Raw genomic sequence first — 16660 nt, 5'->3', positions numbered from 1 at the left:
GCTTCTTTTTGAGATGACGGGATTGCATTCGCTTCGACGGGAGAAAAAGAGCTGGCGGCGAGAGAACCCGCCGCCAGCCTTTGCCACCAGGAGATTGCAACGTTTCGGGGGCGGCGAATTGGAAGGCTTTAAGCTGCGAACCGTGCGGAGTTTGCCGACCGCCGCCTACGAAGTGATCTCGACCAGTGTTCCGTCCGGCATCGTGATGACGGCCTCGTAGAAGCCGTCGCCTGTCGTGCGGGGCGCGGATTTCAGGCAGCCATCCGCCCGGCATCGCTCGGCCAGTGCATCGACGGATGCCCGATCCCCGAGCGACACGGCGATATGATCCCAGCCGATGCGCTCATCCTGCCTGTCGGCAGCAAGCCAGGGACCCGTCATCAGCTCGATCCGATCGGCACCCTCGGCCAGATGAACGAAACGGGAGACGAAGCCCGGGCGGCGCAGGCTTTGATATGGTTCGCCGACGGTCGCGCCGAAATAGGTCCTCCAGAAATCGGCCGCCGCATCGAGGTCACGCGTCCATAGAGCGGTATGAGCGATGCGCATCTGCCTCTCCCTGATCTTGATGGCGGGTCACAATGCCAGCGCAGAGAGGTGCGACGCAGAGGAGTGCGGCGAGCATCCAGAAGGCACCGGGCAGGCCAATATGATCCGCCGCGAAGCCGACGCCGGCGGGGCCGACCAGCACGCCGGCATATCCCGTCATGGTGATCGCCGCGACGGCAAGGCCCGCCGGCATGACCTTTTGCGCGCCGCCCTTGCGGAAGAGCACGGGCACGATGTTGGCGGCGCCGAGCCCGATCAGCAGGAAACCGCTCATGGCGAGGATCGTGATCGGGCTGAGGAGGAGGATGGCAAAGCCCGCCACCGCGACGATGCCGCCCCATAGCATGACCGCCCTGTCTCCGACCCTTGCGGTGATGGCGTCGCCACTCAGGCGGCCCACCGTCATCGCAATCGCAAACAGCATGTAGCCAAGGCCGCCATGGCTCGTATCGACCTGGCCCTGCGTGGTGAGAAGCAGAGCGCTCCAATCGAGGATCGCGCCTTCGACGAGGAAGGTGATCGCTGCCAGCGCGGCGAGCAGCAGCACGAAGCCGCGTGGCATGACGAAAAGCGGCGCGTCCTCAGATGGGACGGTCCGCAGCAACCGTGGCCATGCGACGATCATGGCGACGACCATCACGGCCGAGCCTAGAAGCGTGGCGGCGAGGGGGCCGGCCTTGATCGACAGCAGCAGCGTGACGAGCAGGGAGCCGATGAAGCCGCCGATGCTGAACAGCGCATGGAAGCCGGACATCAGCGGCCGGTCCGCGCCCTTCTCGACCTCGACGGCGTGGATGTTCATGGCAACGTCGAGCGATCCGAGGCAGGCGCCGAAGGCCGCCAGCGCCACGCCAAGGGTGAACGGCGTGCCTGCCACGGCCAGTGTCGGCAAAGTGAGCGCGAGGCCGAGGCCGCTGGCGATGATGATCGGCTTGCTGCCATATCGCGCGCTCAGCATGCCGGTCGCCAGCATCGCCGCCACCGAACCCAGGCCGAGGCAAAGCAGCAGCATGCCCAGCACGCCGTCATCGACCCCGAGACGTTCCTTGGCGAATGGGACAAGGGGAGCCCAGCAGGCGAGGGCAAAACCCCCAACCAGAAAGGCAAGTCGTGTTGCCAGCCGGGTTTCCGGCCGATCGGTGGATTGCATGGTCATTCCTTGTCTTTCGAGATCAGGAGGATGAGGTGACGTCGCTCGCCTTCACGAGCGAGAAGCCGGCCTCGACAGCCACCCTTTCGTCTTCGGCGGGCAGATCATCCTCGACAACAAGCCAATCGATATCGCCAGCGCCGCCGATGCGATGCGGTGCGCGCTCGTGAAACTTCTCCGAGGTAATCAATGCGATGCGCGATGCGCTTCTCTTGAGCAGCATCCGTTTGAAGATCGCGTCCGCATGTTCGTACACGCTGATGCCGTTTCTTGCCGAAACGGCGCAAACACCCAGGAAGCAGCGGTCGATGTTCATGGCTTCGATGGCCGCGACCGCTGACGCGTCGACGCTGCCGCCGACGACGGGATCGACCGCGCCGCCGATCAGGACGAGCGGAATATCGCCGCGTTTCATGATGGCACTTGCTATGTCGATGGAATTCGTCGCGATCGTCGCTTCCAGGTTTTTCGGCAGCAGATCCACCATTGTGAGATTCGTGCTGCCGCTGTCGAAAAACAGGAATTCGCCCGGCTCGATCATCGCGACGGCGGCCTTGGCCAAGGCTCTCTTACGACCGGATTCCTGTCCGACCCGTACGGCCATGGGCTGCGACGGCGTCAGGAGAGGGAGAGCGCCGCCATAGACGCGGCGGCATTTACCCTCCGCGGCAAGCGCCCGCAGATCGCGGCGCACGGCATCTTCGGATACGTTGAACTCGGTTGCGAGTGATGCGGCGATGATCTGCCGCCCCTCTGCAAGCCGCGCTTCGATGACATCCCGGCGGGACAATGGGAGTGAATCGCTCATAATCGTGCAGTAACGTGTATAAACAAGAGAGTCAATCTCCGCATTTATACACGATTTGAATCGCGCTTGATATATGCGACCTCGGTTCGGCTTGCCGCTGTCACTTCGTCCGGAAACTGCACTTGCACGTCCGATGCTTGTGATGCTCCATGCGAGTTCAATCGATCATCGCCCTCGAGTCTCCGCCGCCATGCTCAAAGATTTTTCCATCCAAAGCCTGTTCATGGGATGCCTCACGGCCTTTGTCGGCTTTGCCAGCTCCTTCGCCGTCGTCTTCCATGGCCTGCAGGTCGTAGGCGCCACGGACGCTCAGGCGGCATCCGGGCTGACGGCGCTTTCGGTCGCGATGGGCGTTTGCGCGATCGTGCTCAGCGCGGTGACAAAGCTCCCGATCAGCATTGCCTGGTCGACGCCGGGCGCGGCGCTGCTCGCAAGTGCAGGGGCGATCGAGGGCGGCTTTCCGGCGGCTGTCGGGGCGTTTTTCATTTGCGGCCTGTTGATCGTCATTGCCGGGCTGTTCCGGCCTTTCGGCCGAGCGGTGGCCTCCATCCCAGCGCCGCTTGCCAACGCCATGCTGGCGGGTGTCCTGCTCGGTCTCTGTTTTGCGCCCGTCAAGGCGATTGCCTTCAATCCCGCCTTCGGTCTGCCGATCATCCTGGCCTGGATCGTCGTCGGCGCGTTTAAGCGGCTATGGGCCGTGCCGGCGGCGCTTGCCGCCTTTGCGCTGGTGCTGGCCTTCGGCGTGAAGATACCGGACGGCGCGTTCGCCTCGCTCGGACATTCGCTGCTGCCGACGGTCGAATTCGTGAAACCGGTCTTCACGCTCGCCGGCGTCGTTTCCGTTGCGCTGCCGCTATTCATCGTGACGATGGCATCGCAGAACATCCCCGGCATCGCCGTGCTGAAGGTGCATGACTACGATCCCAAGCCCGGTCCGCTGTTTGCCGTGACCGGCGTGTTTTCGCTCCTTGCCGCTTCTTTCGGCGGCCATGCCGTCAATCTTGCTGCCATTACCGCCGCCATGTGCGCCGGACAGGATGCCCATGCCGACCCCAAGCGGCGCTATTGGGCGGCGATCGTCGCCGGATCCGGCTATATCGTCTTCGGATTGCTGGCGAGCGCGGTTACGGCTTTCGTGGCGCTCGCGCCGCCGATCCTCATCGAGGCGGTGGCCGGCCTGGCGCTTGTCGGCGCGCTCTCCAATTCCGCCTTGAATGCCTTCCAGCAGCCGGAATCGCGCGAGGCGGCCGCGATTACTTTTCTCGTGACGGCATCGGGCGTTTCCTTCGGCGGCATCTCCGGCGCCTTCTGGGGCCTGATCGCCGGCGGATTGATGTTGGCGCTGTCGCGTGGCGTGCAAATGCTGAAGAAGTGAGCAAGGGGTTGCTTCTTTTCGATCCGGCGGCTATAAGCGCGGCCATGAAGTTGACTGGCGCAAAGATTTCCGAACAGATTGCACGTGGGCGCGTTGCCCTGCGTGACAATACGCGCGCCCTTACCTCGCTTCTCCTCCTCGGTCTTACGCGCGGTTGCCGGGTCCTTTGAGGAGCGCCCGGCGGCCGAAAAGCCCGCTGGCCATCGCTCCTCGCGACTTACCCTAAAATCGACAGCATACCCGCAAAGGGTCCGCATTTGTCATCGCCAAGCCGCCTCCTATCGGCTAAGACGCGGGACGAAATGACGGGAAAGGAAGAGACGAGACCATGGACGCGAACAGCCATTCCCCCAAAGGCATGCCCGAAGCGACGGTGAAATACCGCGCCTATCCGCAGATCAACATTCCCGACCGGACCTGGCCGTCCAAGACCATCACCAAGGCGCCGATCTGGTGTTCGGTCGACCTGCGCGATGGCAATCAGGCGCTCGTCGATCCGATGGGCCATGATCGCAAGGCGCGCATGTTCCAGCTGCTGCTGGACATGGGCTTCAAGGAAATCGAGATCGGTTTTCCCTCGGCTTCCCAGACCGACTTTGACTTTGCCCGCTGGTGCATCGAGCACGGCAACGTGCCTGCCGACGTATCACTGCAGGTTCTCGTCCAGTGCCGTCCGGAACTGATCACGCGCACCTTCGAGGCACTGGAAGGTGCCAACAAGCCGATCGTGCATTTCTATAATTCCACCAGCGAATTGCAGCGCCGCGTCGTGTTTGCCAAGGACGTGCGGGGCATCAAGCAGATCGCCGTCGACGCAGCCAAGATGATCACCGACATGGCGGCCAAAGCCGGCGGCGGCTATCGCTTCGAATATTCGCCCGAGAGCTTCACCGGCACCGAGCTCGACGTGGCTTTGGAGATCTGCAACGCGGTCATCGACGTCATGAAGCCGACGCCGGACAACAAGCTGATCATCAACCTGCCGTCCACCGTGGAAATGGCGACGCCGAACATCTACGCCGACCAGATCGAATGGATGTGCCGCAACCTCGACAATCGCGAAAACCTGATCATCTCGTTGCATCCGCACAATGACCGCGGCACGGGCATCGCCGCCGCCGAATTGGCGCTAATGGCCGGTGCCGACCGCGTCGAGGGCACCTTGTTCGGCAATGGCGAGCGCACCGGCAATGTCGATGTCGTCACCATGGCGCTGAACATGTTCACGCAGGGCGTCGATCCGGAACTCGATTGCTCGAACATCGAGCGCATGAAGGAAGTCTTCGAATATTCCAACCAGATGGTGATCGGCGAGCGTCATCCTTACGTCGGCGAACTGGTCTATACGGCCTTCTCCGGCTCGCATCAGGATGCGATCAACAAGGGCATGAAGGCCGCCAAGGTCGCCAACGATCCGGTCTGGGAAGTGCCCTATCTGCCGATCGACCCGCAAGACGTCGGCCGCAGCTATGAGGCGATCATCCGCATCAACTCGCAGTCTGGCAAGGGCGGCATCGCCTATATCATGCAGCAGGACTATGGGCTGAACCTGCCGCGCAATCTCCAGGTGGAATATCGCGAGGAGATCCAGCGCATCACCGACGAGGAAGGCAAGGAATTGCCCTCCAAGCGCATCTACGAACACTTCATCGAGCGCTATGTGACGCAGCCCGACGCGCGGCTCCGCTTCGTCGACCATCACACCTTCGCCGATCCCGAGCACAAAGGGCAGCGCATCGTTGCGGCCGAAATCACCGACAATGGCGAGGTGAAGCGCATCGAGGGTAGGGGCAACGGCCCGATCGACGGCTTCATCAATGCGCTCTCGATCTTTTTGGGCATTCCGATGTCGGTCGAGGATTATTCCGAGCACTCGCTGCAGCATGGGTCCAACGCCTCGGCGATCTCCTACGTCGAGATCTCCCATCCGGGCGGCAAGCTCTTCGGCGCCGGCATCAACACCAACATCGTCGCTGCGTCCCTCGAGGCGATCGTCTCGGCGGCGAACCGCGTGCTCGCCATCAAGGCAGAGTAAGCGCTAAAGTTTTAGCTGCAGTTCTGATTTGAAAAGCGCCCCCTCGATGTTCGAGGGGGCTTTTTGTCGCGCGTCAGTCTGCAGTCGGCTCGTCGCCTTCGATGAAGCCGCCGGATTGGTGCGACCACAGCGTTGCGTAGATGCCGTTTTGAGCGATCAACTCCGAATGCGTGCCATCCTCGACGATGCGGCCTTGGTCCAGCACGACGATACGGTCCATGCGCGCAATGGTCGACAGGCGATGCGCGATGGCGATGACCGTCTTGTTTTCCATGATGCCGTAAAGCGTGTCCTGGATTTCGGCTTCCACTTCCGAATCGAGGGCGGATGTTGCCTCGTCGAGTACCAGGATCGGGGCATCCTTGAGGATGGCGCGCGCGATTGCCACGCGTTGCCTTTGACCGCCGGAGAGCTGAACGCCGCGTTCGCCGGCATGAGCGTCGAAGCCGGTTCGTCCCTCCTGATCCCGCAGCTTTGCGATGAAATCGCTCGCGGCTGCCTTCTCGGCCGCGGCGACAATCGCATCCTCCGAAAAGCAAGGATTGCCATGCGCGATGTTATCGCGAATGGAGCGGTGAAGGAGCGACGCCTCCTGGCTGACCACAGCAATCTGCTGGCGCAGGCTATCCTGCGTCACCTGTCGAATATCCTGGCCATCGATCTCGATGGACCCTGCCTCCGGATCGAAGAAGCGCAGCAGCAGGTTGACCAGGGTCGATTTGCCGGTGCCGGAGCGGCCGACAAGGCCGACCTTCTGGCCCGCCGCAATTCGCAGGGAAACGCCATCCAGCCCGCCGTCTCCCTTGCCGTAGTGGTGCGTGACCTGCCGGAAGACGATCTCGCCCCTTGTAACGGCAAGCGACTGAGCCTCCGGCGCATCCGTAATGGCGAGCGGTTGCGAGACGGTCAACAGGGATTGCCGCATGGCGCCGAGATAGGAAAAAAGTGAGGAGACCGCATCCAGCATCCATTCGGCCATGCCGGTTATGCGGAAGCTCAAGGCTAGGGATGCCGCAATGAGCCCGAGCGGCGCGCCACCGGACTGCCAAAGAACGACTGCATAGCCGACAAGCGCGACGATAAGGAAACTGCCGAGAAACAGCATGCTCGAATTAACAAGCACTTCGAGCCTCTGCACGCGAATGAATGTTTTGCGGGTTAGTGCGAAACGATGCCGGGCCTCTTGGTCTTCCGCCTTTGCATTGGCGAAAAGCTTGATGAGGTCGATATTGGCGTAGGTATCGACCAGCATACCCGTCAATGCGGCATAGGTTCCTTGAAATTCCTCCGAGGCTTTTCGCAGGCGAGGGATGACATAGACCATCAGGCCGAGATAGCAGAGGAGCCAGACGGCCAGAGGCCAGATCAGGCGCGGGTCGATCGAGGCCATCAGCCAGAGCGAGCCGGCCACATAGATCGTGACAAAGAACAGCGTGTGCAGGACCGCATAGGCGGCACCCGTTGCGGCGGTGCCGATGTCGCGAACCTGACTCGCGATGCGACCGGAAAAATCCTGGCGAAACCAGCCGACCGATTGCCGAAGGACGTGACGATGGGCTCGCCAACGAAACAAGGTCTCGGCATTGGGCCGGAATGCGATGTCATCGAGACTTTCGCGGAGATAACCGGCAAGAGGCCGTCCGATCAGCACCAAGGCGGCCGCACACAGCAAGCCGGTCCCTTCGGATGTCCAGAAATCCTCCCGGTGGGCGACGGCGAGATTATCCACCAGCCGGCTGGAATAGCCGATGAGCCAGATCTCGATGACGGCGCCGATCACGGTCAAGCTGAGGCTGATCGTCATGACTGTGCGAAACGGGCGAAGGTTGGTTAGAAGATAGTGCCAGGTCGTGGACGATGGTTGCTGCTCGCCATGATCCTGGAACGGATCGACAAGCTCTTCAAAGCGACGAAACATGAGTGCCCTCCGCGGGCGAAAGATAGCAATCTGATGATCGGGCCGATAAAGCAGCCCTTCACGGCACTGCTTTTCAGCGGTGAGTTCCCGTGCCGTGATTTTTCATCCGAGTGCTCTCCCCATGGGTCGCTGCAACCTCTATAGCGTGTATCGGCGCCGATGTCAGCGGAAATTGTACCATCATCGTTCGACATTACGGCGTCGCCCGACGTCCGTGGCGAAACATGTGCTTCGGTGGTGTATTTGCTCAGGGTTTGCCCTTGGCAAGCTCGTCGCGTTGCTTCGTCAGGCGCTCGAGCTCTTCTTCCTGCTCAGCGATCCGTTCCGAGGTCCGTTCTTCGTCGGCTGCGCCGGAAAAGGCGGCGGCCTGCTCGATCAGTTCGCGAAGATTTTCCCTTATGATCGCAATGCGCCTGTCGATTTCCGGAATGGTCATCAGAATGTCGGACATGTCGAAACTCCAGCAAGAATATCGGACTCTTGTGATTGCCGCGGGATCATTATCCACCGACCGGCGTTCGGCCGCAAGCTGCAAGGCAGGTGGCCCCGTCAGATCTCCGACGATACCCTGTTGGCGATCTGGTCGAGCATCGCATCCGACGAGGGGCCGACGACGGCGTAGGTCGTGCCATCGCGATGCCAGGAGACGATGCTGATATCGTCCTTGATGGTCTCGTTGAAATCGCTGTCGTTGGCGACGCCGTCGGTTTTGGTGAAACAGACGGCGACGACGTCTCCATCGAGGTTCTTGTAGATCAGCTGTCCGACGGGCTTGCCGCCGGCGATAAACATCCGCGCCCCCTGGAAGACGAGGCCGTCGGCGGCCAGATCCGGGAAATTGAACTTCACGCCGACCGTGCTTGCCAGCCACTTGCCGATCTCGTCCAGTTCGCTTGCCTGCAGTTCGACCATATGGTGCGGCTGGCGCGAGTAGATGCGATGATAGGCGGCTATGTCATCCAGCCAGTTTCGCATCGCGACCTGGGCAGGGGTGACGGGTGCCGCCTCCGGCGCGTTGGCAGGTTGCGTGCCGAAAAGATAACCTATGCCGCCGCCGAGTGCGAAGAGGATCAGGGCTGCAGCCAGCGACTGCCGGCCGTTCGGCGCCAATTTCAGAGATGGCCGGGCGAGACGGGGGGAAGGGTCGCGAGTCTTCGGAGGCTGGGCGCTCTTGATGGAACGAACAAGCGCAAGCGGCACCGGCTCTTTCAAAACCTCGTCGAAAGCCTTGCGGCCGACATCGGACCCGTGCTTCAGCTCATTGAATATGCGCTGCGCATTCGGATCGGAAGCGATGAGCTTCTCCAGCTCTTCCTTTTCTTCACGGCTCGTTTCGCCATCCATGAAGGCGGACAAGCGGACTTCCAGCGGCGTTTTTTTCATGTCTTGCAATGCTTAAAACCTTCGAGGCGAGCGACTGTGACCCTGAGAGGCAAGGTAAAGACGTGCGCTGGAGAGCCGCGACATCACGGCCGATAGCGGAATGCCGAGGATATCGGCCGCCTGCTTGTAACTGTGTCTTTCGACATCGACCAGCAGGAAGACACTGGCAAGTCCTTCGGGCAAAGATGTGACGAGGCGATGCGCTTCTCCGTCTTCCACCGGATTTAAATGTGTCCCGGATGCGAGGTCGCCCTGTTCCAGGGCATTGCCCTTGGCGGCGGGGCGCAGCTTGTGGCGCCGCGCTTCGTCGATCCATTGATGCCGAGCCATGGTGTAGAGCCAGCTTTCCAGCTTGCCGCCGCTGTTCCACAGATGGAACTTGGCGATGCCGCGCTGACAGACGCTCTGGACGAGCTCGTCCGCCTCGGCCAGATCGCCGGTCAGCGTCACCGCGAAGCGGCGAAGCTTCGGAAGAAGGCCGACCAGATCGCGTCTGATATCGATGGCTGCTACCGGCGTTGGCATGGTCTTTCCAAAGAGGCGTTGGAGGTTGTCACATGGGCGACCTGCTTCCGCAAATAGTGACCTTTCCCTTGGAAAGGGTGATGCGAGCAGAATGATCGTCCTGTGTTGGTATGAACCATTTCCGTGCCGTTTCGCAAGCCTTCAAAACACTCGCACTTAACTGTCTTTCTCCGGGCGGCGATCTGCGTATGCGCTGACCCACGCTGCCTCAATAGGTGACCTGGCCCTTGAGCGATTGCAGCAGCGAGCGGTAAGCCCAGGTATTTTCGCCGCCGCGGTCGCGAATCTCGACCAGCTGGACGCGCGCGCCCTGAACGTCACCCCGCTCGAGAAGGGCCTGTCCCATATAGGAGCGCGCAAGGATATAATTCTCATCGCGCTGCAGCGCCTTGCGATAGTAGCTCATGCCGAGCTCCATGCGGCCGGCCTTGCGATTGGCGTAACCAAGATAGTTGAGGATGCGGGGGTCGTTCTGGTTCCTTGCGAGCTTCAGGACAGTGATGGCGTTGTCATACTGGCCCGCATAGGCGAATTCGCGCGCTGCCTTAAACAGCTGATCGTCATTGAAGCCGCTTTGCTTCGGCTTCACGCATTCCTTCTTGTCCTTGTCCCAAACCTTGCCGTCAGTGCATTTGGTCGTGGTCTCGCTCTTGGGCGGCGGGGCCGTTTCGTCGCTTTCGGAGCCGGCGGCGATGGCTTGCAGGCTGGCGGCAAACAAGAATCCGACAGCAAGCGCCACAGTCGAGGAGCTTTTCATCGTGGCCTTAAAATCCATCCTATCCTCCCGGGATTCCGATGGCTCGATTGTAGCTCCGTATCTTGGGAAACGCCACCGAAACGATGCGGTGCGACATCCTAAAACGGCGATCATATCGCTAGGATATCGAGGCCTTCCGGATCGACGCCACTGCCCTTGTCGTTGAGGCTGTAGCGCTCAGCCTTCAACTCCCAGGCGCCGGGACGACCGGCGATGGTAAAGAGGTTATAGGCGGCGCGCGGCTTCAGGCCGCCAACCCCTTGCGAGGCGGAAGCGATCCCGACGATCGGCACCGGACCCATCTGGCCGCGCAGCCAATGCAAGGTGTTGAGATGCGTGTGCCCATGCAGGACCAGCTCCGCGCCGCCCGTCGATAGGACGGCTGCAAAGCGGCGAATGCCAATCATGCGCTTGTAGAAGCTGGTCGCGCCGCGAATCGGCGGGTGATGGATCATGACGACGCGAAAGAGCCCGGCATCTTCGGCCGCGCGCAGAATGTTCACCGTCTCGCGCGCCTGGCGGGCGGAGTAGAAGCCGCTGGCGGCAAAGGGCGGCGTGGCGACGGCGGTCGAGCAGCCGATCAGCGCGACCTGGCCCCGAATACGCAGATAGGGAAAAATGCGCTGGTTTTCCGGCCATTCGGCGGGAGCGCCGTCGCCCCTGACATAGGGATACCAGGCGCGCATGGCCTTTTCGTATGCGCCGGGCACATAGGCATCGTGATTGCCGGGAACGACGGAAGTGTTGAGGGGATCGCCGACCGTCTTCAGCCATGCTGCTGCAGTCTGGATCTCCATGCCGCTTGCAAGATTGACGAGATCGCCGGTTACGGCGAGATGATCGGCCTGCTTCGCCTTGATGTCGTCAAGAAGGAGATCGAGCGTACCGCCAAAAAGATGCTTGCGCCGGTTCCGGTGCCAGTTCACAAATCCGGTAATGCGTTTGGAGGCGAGTTCTCTGATCGAAAGGCGTGGCAGCGGACCAAGGTGAACATCGGAAATATGCGCGAGCTTGAACATGGGATGAGACATAGCCCACTCTATTGTCAAAACAAATACATCCCCAACCTCATTGCAGATCGGGGCACCGGGTTTCACGCATGAGCGACGAGATTTCGAGGGACGAAAAGCAGGGGTTGGCGGTGCGCTTGTTCGGTCGGGCGCTGCATGTCTATTTCGGCCTGACCCGCAGCATGACGCTTGGCGTGCGCGCGGCCTGCTTCGATCGGGAGGGGAGAGTTTTCCTGGTGCGGCACTCCTATATCGCCGGCTGGCACATGCCCGGCGGCGGGGTCGAGCGCCATGAGACGGTGGAGCAGGCGTTGACCAAGGAGCTGCGGGAGGAGGGCAATCTGGTGATCACGGGCCGGCCGCAGCTCTTCCACGTCTATTTCAACAATCGCACCAGCAAACGAGACCACGTCGTTTTCTACCGTGTCGAGGTCACGCAGACCGCGCCGCGCAAGCCGGATCGCGAGATCGTCGAAAGCGGTTTCTTTGCGATCGACGCGCTGCCGCCCGGAACGACAAAGGCAACCTATCGCAGGCTGAAGGAATTGGAAGCAGCGGAGGCTCCTTCCAATCACTGGTAGCTGCCGGCATTCAAGTCAGGCGGCTTTTGCCAATTGCTCGCGGCCATGCGGACGATCGAAGTCGAGATCGGGGCCGATCGGCACGACACCTGTGGGATTGATCGTCTTGTGGCTGCGATAATAGTGGTTCTTGATATGCGCGAGGTTCACCGTCTCGGCAACGCCGGCAATCTGATAGAGATCCCGCAGATAGGCCGAGAGATTGGCATAATCGGCGATGCGGCGGATGTTGCATTTGAAATGGCCAACATAGACGGCGTCGAAGCGGACGAGCGTCGTGAACAGTCGCCAGTCGGCTTCCGTCACGCGATCGCCGAAGAGGTAGCGTTTCGCCGCCAGCCGCTGGTCCAGCATATCGAGGGTTTCGAAGAGGCGTCGGGCATTTTCCTCGTAGGCTTCCTGAGCCGTCGCAAAGCCGGCCTTGTAGACGCCATTGTTGACCGTGTCGTAGACGCGCTCGTTCAGGGCATCGATATCGGCGCTGAGATCGGCGGGATAGAAATCCGCCTTGGAGCCGGTCAGGCTATCGAAGGCAGTGTTGAACATGCGGATGATTTCAGCTGATTCGTTGTTGACGATCGTGCCGGTCTGCTTGTCCCAGAGCACGGGAACAGTCACCCGGCCGGAATAATGCGGATCGGCCTTGAGATAAACTTCCCAGAGCTTATCGGCGCCAAAGAGATGGTCGACGGTTCCACCGTCTTTCCCTTTGAACTCCCAGCCGCTTTCCAGCATCAGCGGATCGACGATCGAAACGGAGATCAGCTCCTCGAGTTTCTTCAGCTTGCGGAAAATCAGGGTTCGATGTGCCCAGGGGCAGGCGAGCGACACGTAGAGATGGTAGCGTCCGGCTTCAGCCTTGAAGCCGCCGGTGCCTGTCGGCCCAGCGCTGCCATCCGCGGTGATCCAGTTTCGGAACTGCGACGCGGCGCGCTTGAAATGGCCATTCGTCTCTTTGGTATCGTACCAGACGTCTTGCCAGACGCCGTCCACCAACATGCCCATTGCTCGATCCTTTCGGGGAAACTGCTAAGAACTTATAGCGAAAATACGGCATATCAGCCGGATTTCGAGGCGGCAAATGATGAACACTGCGTCGCATGCACGGCCGGGAGGGGCCGGGCACCGGCGTTACGCCCGGGAAGCGAGGATGCCGACACGATCCCGCATCAATAAACGGCATCATGCATTTTGCATTGGACGCGCGGAATATTTCCTGCTATCCGGCTTTCACACTTTAAGGACCCCTTGTCATGAAAGTAACCAGAAGCCTGCGACGACGCCGATGATCTTGAACGCTCGATGAGCGCCTTCGAGAACAATATCGTCCGTCTATCTGGTTTCCTTGGTCTAATGTACAAGCACGATCTGGTCTACCTCACTGAGGATGCGTCGCACGACGCTGTCATCGAAATCATCAACGAAGAAGCGTTCGGCCCCGGCCGGTTTACGCGCGCTGCGGCTCGCATTCGCGAACAGGGGCCGCATGACCGGTCGCTGTCCTTCATCTGCGCCGACGATGGCGAGACGATCGCCTCCGTGCGGATGACGCCGGTGCTGGCCGGATCGGTCAAGGGTCATCTGCTCGGGCCTCTTGCCGTGCGCCCCTCGCACAAGAACAAGGGCATCGGCCGCGAGCTCGTGCGCATCGCTGTCGAGGCCGCCAAGCGCAAGGGCTCGGAAGCCGTCATCCTCGTCGGCGACCCGCCTTATTATAGCCCGCTCGGCTTCGAGAAGGTTGCCTATAACGCGCTGACTTTCCCCGGTCCCGTCGATCCCAATCGGGTGCTGGTCGTGCCTGTCGCCGCCGACGTGCATGCGCGGCTGCACGGCTCGATCGCATGGCGCGATGATTCGGTATCGGCCGTTGCGACGGAAGAAGAGGACGGGGACGACGACATGCTATTGACTGCGATTGCCGTCTAGAGCGGTTCAGCTTTTCACGGAATCGCTGAACCGCTCTATCTCTTTGTTTTCACGCAATTCCGGACGGAAAACCGCTACGCACTTTTCCTGGAATTGCTCTAAAGCCTTGTTCTGAAAGTGAAATCTATTGTCCCGCCGCTTTTCAGCGGGGCGATAGTTTCTTCTGCAGGAAGAAGCGGCTGCGGCCTGCCGGGAAATCGGGTAGCTCGCCGAAGATGGCATAGCCCTGCCTTTGGTAGGCCCGCAGCGCCTGCGGATTGAACGTATCGATCCAGGCTCCAAAGCAGCCGCGCGCGCTTGCCTCCGCTTCCGCCGCGTCCAGCAGCTTTCCCGCCATGCCCTGGCCGCGCAGGGTTTCCGGCACGAAGAGCCATGCGGTGAACAGCCATCCCCAGGCGGTGTAGCCGGAAATCCCGCCAATGGTCTTGCCGGTCTCGTCGCGGATCAGAACAGCAAGCGGGCGGCGCTCGGAGGGGCCGACATCGGCGGCATTGAAGGCCGTCAGTCCCTCGCTGATGGCCGCGAGTTGGCTTTCGCTGGGGGCATCGGTCACATCAAATTTCATCACGGTCACCGTCCTTCGCGCCACCATGTGGCGGAGAAGGCAAAGAGGAGGGCGGCAAGGCCGGCAAAGCCCGCAAACAGGGGCAGGGTATTGATACCCTTCAGCACGGTTTCGTCGGTCATGCGGATGGTCAGGCGCTGGTCGTCGGCGACGCGAACGGCGCCGCGCACCGGCAGGACCTGCGGCACAGTTACGCCGCCATTGGCGCCGGCGACCCGGGTAACGAGACCCTTGGTCTTCTGCGCCAGCGGCTTCAGCGTCTCGGTCGTCGAGATCATCGCCTTGAATTCCGGAGCATCGATGGCGCCGATGTGAACGAGCGTCGACAGGTTGCCGTTGGCGATCTGATAAAGCCCGATCTCATCCATATGTTTTTCGGCCTGGTAGAGACCAGGCTGCGTCTGCTTCAGCGGCAAGGTCTGTGTCCTGCCGGATGGCGATTTGATCGTGGCCGGGCCGGGCTCTTCGCCGATGGTCTGGCGCGTCACCTGCAGCGTCCGGCCGGCGGCGTTTGCCGTCAGCGCTTCTTCTTCCAGCGCCGGCTCCTTCAAGAGCCAGTGGGCGATGCGGCGATAGAGCGATACGTGCGGGCCGCCGCCTTCGAAGCCGCGCGCCCAGAGCCAGCCTTCGTCGGAGAGCAGCATGGCGACACGTCCCTGGCGGACGCGGTTCAGCACCAGCAAGGGACTGTTATTCGCGCCGACCATCACGGTCTGGCCCTGCGGCTTCTCGACATCGACGCTGCGGAACCAGCGGCCCCAATGCGGAGGTTCGGTATCGGATCCGTCCAGGCCGCGTGTCACTGGATGTTTGCGGCCCTGATCCGACAGACGCGGATAGAAGGCCTTCTCGATCATCTGGCCCGTCGGCTCGGCCGGCAGCACGGAGGCAAGCGGCGTCAGCGCGATCGAACTGCCGCCGGCATGCTCGGGACCGGCCGCCACGAGCAGGGCGCCCCCGTTTTCGACATATTGCGCCATGTAATCATAATAGATCGTCGGCAGGACGTTCTGACGGTCCTGATAGCGATCGAAAATGATCAGGTCGAAAGAGGTGATCTTGTCGACGAAAAGCTCGCGCGTCGGGAAGGCGATCAGCGACAATTCGTTGATCGGCGTGCCGTCCTGCTTGTCCGGCGGACGCAGGATGGTGAAGTGCACGAGATCGACCGAGGCGTCCGATTTCAGGAGATTGCGCCAGGCGCGCTCGCCGGCATGCGGCTCACCCGAGACGAGCAGGACGCGCATGTTCTGGCGGATGCCTTCGATCAGCTGGACAGTGCGGTTGTTGATCGCGGTGACCTCGCCGGGCACCTCGGCGACGGCGAATTCGAGGACATTGTTGCCGGCGCGGGGGACTTTGAAACTGAAGGGCGTGTCCTGTCCGGGCGTTGCCTGCAGCGTGGCGATTTCGTCGCCGTTCATCTTGACCGTCACCGCTGCCGTGACGCCCGGGCTCTTGCCATCGTCGACGACGCGAAAGACAAGCTGCTGTTCGTCGTTGACGATGCCGAAGCGAGGCGCGCGCACGATTTCGATGCGGCGATCGAATTCGTCCAGCTTGCCCGTTATCAGCCCGTGGATGGGCGCGTCGAAGCCGAGCTGCTGGTTGACGCCGGGAATATCGTGGATCTGGCCGTCGGTCAGGAAGATGGCGCCGCCGATGCGGGCGGGCGGAACGTCCGCGATCGATGAAGAGAGGGCGGAGAAAAGCCGCGTCGACGGCGATTCTGCTTCCGCCGGATCGCGCACCTCGACGATGCGTGGCTCCATGCGTGGGAATTGCGCCAGCCGATCCTTGAGCATCGCCAGCGCGTCATCGGTCATCTTGGAGCGTTCCGGTGTCTCCTGGCTGAGACTGCGGTCGACCACGATGGGGACGATGGTCGTCAGCTGCTCGCGGTCTTCCTGCATCAGTACGGGATTTGCGAGCGCGGCCAAGAGGGCGATGCCTGCCAGAGCACGGATCCAACCGCCGCGCAGGCGCCTGTAGATCGCAAGCGCCGCAATGGCGAGCGTCAGCACCGCCAGGGCGGCCAGGATAGGCCAGGGGAGGAATGGGGCGAAACCGATATTCAT

The 16660-nt window shown here is 61.4% G+C and carries 16 protein-coding genes; 4 read left to right on the top strand and 12 right to left on the bottom strand.

The genetic code is table 11. From position 1 onward, the window contains the following. Positions 1–165: 165 nt before the first annotated feature. The 3 genes from CCGE531_RS13410 to CCGE531_RS13400 are packed head-to-tail and all read right to left on the bottom strand — an operon-like array spanning position 166 to position 2507. Entirely contained in the window at positions 166–549 is a 384-nt protein-coding gene (locus CCGE531_RS13410) for a VOC family protein (protein ID WP_120664604.1), read from the bottom strand. After that, on the bottom strand, positions 515–1699 hold the full coding sequence (locus tag CCGE531_RS13405) for an MFS transporter (protein ID WP_120666814.1): 1185 nt from the start codon (positions 1697–1699) through the stop codon (positions 515–517). Before CCGE531_RS13405 ends, CCGE531_RS13410 begins: the two co-directional genes overlap by 35 nt. A gap of 22 nt (positions 1700–1721) precedes the next feature. Continuing rightward, positions 1722–2507, bottom strand: a complete 786-nt coding sequence (locus tag CCGE531_RS13400; RefSeq protein WP_120664603.1) for a DeoR/GlpR family DNA-binding transcription regulator — start codon at positions 2505–2507, stop codon at positions 1722–1724. 190 nt (positions 2508–2697) lie between these two features. Between CCGE531_RS13400 and CCGE531_RS13395 the strand changes: the two genes are divergently transcribed. Both CCGE531_RS13395 and leuA read left to right on the top strand, forming a co-directional pair. After that, the gene (locus CCGE531_RS13395; RefSeq protein ID WP_120666812.1) at positions 2698–3882 is read left to right on the top strand and encodes a benzoate/H(+) symporter BenE family transporter; all 1185 of its coding nucleotides are present in this window, start codon (positions 2698–2700) and stop codon (positions 3880–3882) included. Between the two features lie 328 nt (positions 3883–4210). Then, on the top strand, positions 4211–5917 hold the full coding sequence (gene leuA, locus CCGE531_RS13390; protein ID WP_120664602.1) for a 2-isopropylmalate synthase: 1707 nt from the start codon (positions 4211–4213) through the stop codon (positions 5915–5917). Between the two features lie 73 nt (positions 5918–5990). Here the strand turns inward: leuA and CCGE531_RS13385 are convergent, their stop codons facing one another. The 6 genes from CCGE531_RS13385 to CCGE531_RS13360 all read right to left on the bottom strand — a co-directional run bounded on the left by CCGE531_RS13385 (position 5991) and on the right by CCGE531_RS13360 (position 11549). Then, complete coding sequence (locus CCGE531_RS13385) at positions 5991–7835, bottom strand: ABC transporter ATP-binding protein (protein WP_120664601.1); 1845 nt, start codon at positions 7833–7835, stop codon at positions 5991–5993. A 247-nt stretch (positions 7836–8082) separates the two neighbouring features. Continuing rightward, positions 8083–8286 carry a hypothetical protein gene (locus CCGE531_RS13380; RefSeq protein WP_120664600.1) on the bottom strand — a complete coding sequence of 68 codons (204 nt, stop codon included), beginning with the start codon at positions 8284–8286 and terminating at the stop codon, positions 8083–8085. A gap of 98 nt (positions 8287–8384) precedes the next feature. Next, positions 8385–9227 (bottom strand): anti-sigma factor, encoded by an 843-nt coding sequence (locus CCGE531_RS13375; protein ID WP_205586443.1) that lies wholly within the window; start codon positions 9225–9227, stop codon positions 8385–8387. A 3-nt stretch (positions 9228–9230) separates the two neighbouring features. Further along, positions 9231–9743, bottom strand: a complete 513-nt coding sequence (locus tag CCGE531_RS13370; RefSeq protein WP_120664598.1) for an RNA polymerase sigma factor — start codon at positions 9741–9743, stop codon at positions 9231–9233. Positions 9744–9951: 208 nt separating this feature from the next. Continuing rightward, positions 9952–10518: a tetratricopeptide repeat protein gene (locus tag CCGE531_RS13365; protein WP_120664597.1), complete on the bottom strand. Its 567-nt coding sequence runs from the start codon at positions 10516–10518 to the stop codon at positions 9952–9954. Between the two features lie 92 nt (positions 10519–10610). Further along, complete coding sequence (locus tag CCGE531_RS13360) at positions 10611–11549, bottom strand: metallophosphoesterase (RefSeq protein WP_120666810.1); 939 nt, start codon at positions 11547–11549, stop codon at positions 10611–10613. Positions 11550–11599: 50 nt separating this feature from the next. Here CCGE531_RS13360 and CCGE531_RS13355 point away from each other — a divergent pair, with 50 nt between their 5' ends. Beyond that, on the top strand, positions 11600–12091 hold the full coding sequence (locus CCGE531_RS13355; protein ID WP_120664596.1) for an NUDIX domain-containing protein: 492 nt from the start codon (positions 11600–11602) through the stop codon (positions 12089–12091). 15 nt (positions 12092–12106) lie between these two features. Here the strand turns inward: CCGE531_RS13355 and CCGE531_RS13350 are convergent, their stop codons facing one another. Continuing rightward, entirely contained in the window at positions 12107–13096 is a 990-nt protein-coding gene (locus tag CCGE531_RS13350; protein WP_120664595.1) for a glutathione S-transferase family protein, read from the bottom strand. 348 nt (positions 13097–13444) lie between these two features. Between CCGE531_RS13350 and CCGE531_RS13345 the strand changes: the two genes are divergently transcribed. After that, positions 13445–14017, top strand: coding sequence for an N-acetyltransferase (locus CCGE531_RS13345; protein WP_120666809.1), 573 nt, complete (start codon positions 13445–13447; stop codon positions 14015–14017). A 142-nt stretch (positions 14018–14159) separates the two neighbouring features. On the opposite strand, the gene CCGE531_RS13340 is transcribed toward CCGE531_RS13345, so the two are convergent. Next, a complete protein-coding gene (locus CCGE531_RS13340) occupies positions 14160–14585 on the bottom strand; it encodes a GNAT family N-acetyltransferase (protein WP_120666799.1) in 426 nt (141 codons plus the stop codon). Between the two features lie 2 nt (positions 14586–14587). Next, positions 14588–16660: a hypothetical protein gene (locus CCGE531_RS13335; RefSeq protein WP_120664594.1), complete on the bottom strand. Its 2073-nt coding sequence runs from the start codon at positions 16658–16660 to the stop codon at positions 14588–14590.

The organism is Rhizobium sp. CCGE531 (genome assembly GCF_003627795.1).
GTDB lineage: Bacteria > Pseudomonadota > Alphaproteobacteria > Rhizobiales > Rhizobiaceae > Rhizobium.
The sequence above is the reverse complement of the archived record's forward strand: the minus strand, read 5'-3'. Positions and strand labels throughout refer to the sequence as shown.

What these genes read in the sequence shown, in the direction of transcription:
- CCGE531_RS13385 (WP_120664601.1), bottom strand. Translation starts at nt 7,835, where the DNA reads ATGTTTCGTCGCTTTGAAGAGCTTGTCGATCCGTTCCAGGATCATGGC.
- CCGE531_RS13345 (WP_120666809.1), top strand. Translation starts at nt 13,445, where the DNA reads ATGTACAAGCACGATCTGGTCTACCTCACTGAGGATGCGTCGCACGAC.
- leuA (WP_120664602.1), top strand. Translation starts at nt 4,211, where the DNA reads ATGGACGCGAACAGCCATTCCCCCAAAGGCATGCCCGAAGCGACGGTG.
- CCGE531_RS13350 (WP_120664595.1), bottom strand. Translation starts at nt 13,096, where the DNA reads ATGGGCATGTTGGTGGACGGCGTCTGGCAAGACGTCTGGTACGATACC.
- CCGE531_RS13355 (WP_120664596.1), top strand. Translation starts at nt 11,600, where the DNA reads ATGAGCGACGAGATTTCGAGGGACGAAAAGCAGGGGTTGGCGGTGCGC.
- CCGE531_RS13370 (WP_120664598.1), bottom strand. Translation starts at nt 9,743, where the DNA reads ATGCCAACGCCGGTAGCAGCCATCGATATCAGACGCGATCTGGTCGGC.
- CCGE531_RS13335 (WP_120664594.1), bottom strand. Translation starts at nt 16,660, where the DNA reads ATGAATATCGGTTTCGCCCCATTCCTCCCCTGGCCTATCCTGGCCGCC.
- CCGE531_RS13400 (WP_120664603.1), bottom strand. Translation starts at nt 2,507, where the DNA reads ATGAGCGATTCACTCCCATTGTCCCGCCGGGATGTCATCGAAGCGCGG.
- CCGE531_RS13380 (WP_120664600.1), bottom strand. Translation starts at nt 8,286, where the DNA reads ATGTCCGACATTCTGATGACCATTCCGGAAATCGACAGGCGCATTGCG.
- CCGE531_RS13365 (WP_120664597.1), bottom strand. Translation starts at nt 10,518, where the DNA reads ATGGATTTTAAGGCCACGATGAAAAGCTCCTCGACTGTGGCGCTTGCT.
- CCGE531_RS13405 (WP_120666814.1), bottom strand. Translation starts at nt 1,699, where the DNA reads ATGCAATCCACCGATCGGCCGGAAACCCGGCTGGCAACACGACTTGCC.
- CCGE531_RS13395 (WP_120666812.1), top strand. Translation starts at nt 2,698, where the DNA reads ATGCTCAAAGATTTTTCCATCCAAAGCCTGTTCATGGGATGCCTCACG.
- CCGE531_RS13410 (WP_120664604.1), bottom strand. Translation starts at nt 549, where the DNA reads ATGCGCATCGCTCATACCGCTCTATGGACGCGTGACCTCGATGCGGCG.